This window comes from Bartonella sp. CL71SXKL, from assembly GCF_042194935.1.
Taxonomy (GTDB): domain Bacteria; phylum Pseudomonadota; class Alphaproteobacteria; order Rhizobiales; family Rhizobiaceae; genus Bartonella.
The window spans coordinates 1-615 of sequence record NZ_JBHINI010000134.1 but is presented as its reverse complement, the minus strand read 5'-3'; the positions used below and the strand labels follow the sequence as shown (position 1 = coordinate 615).

Sequence of the window (615 nt, the reverse complement as noted above, 5' to 3'; positions counted from 1 at the left end):
TTAGTCATAAGGTACAGGAACAACAGAAATTGCTTGATGAGTTTTCTCGTATAAGAGAGAGCCAAGAACGTTTGACTCAAGAGGAATATGAACGCCAGCAGTTAGGGGATTATTTTGAGGAAGCCAACGCGCAGGTACAAGATAAATATCCAGATTTAGACAGTATCACTGATTATCTCTATGAAAGAGCAGACAGTGTCTTACAAGCGCAAGCAAGCCTTTATCCGCAATGGAAAGACCCCGTGGCACGGCAACAGCAAATTGGTGCTGAATTGCGCCAAATATGCCAGCAGTGTCAGAAAGCCGGTATAAATCCAATTGAGGTGCTGGTGCAAAAAGCAAAAGCTTTTGGCTATAGTGGCGCGCCCGTTAAGGACGAAGTAGGAGCTCTTCAAGAGCGTTCTCAAGCAGCGCGGACACTTACAGCGCGCGGTGGACAAGTTCCAACAGGCGGTATGGATGTGAGAACGCTCTTTTCCATGCCAGAAGCCGAATTTGCTGTATGGGTTGAGAAAAATCCCGAAAAATTTGAACAAATTATGAGCAGAGCGTGAGATGTGCGTGGTGGCGCAACAGAGATAACCAAGTGATTGTTATCGTTTGGTTATGCCGCAA

The 615-nt window shown here is 46.0% G+C and carries 1 pseudogene; it reads left to right on the top strand.

The annotated features are described in order from the left end of the window. Positions 1–554: pseudogene (locus ACFILA_RS09915) on the top strand (hypothetical protein); the annotation flags it as partial. Positions 555–615: the final 61 nt, after the last annotated feature.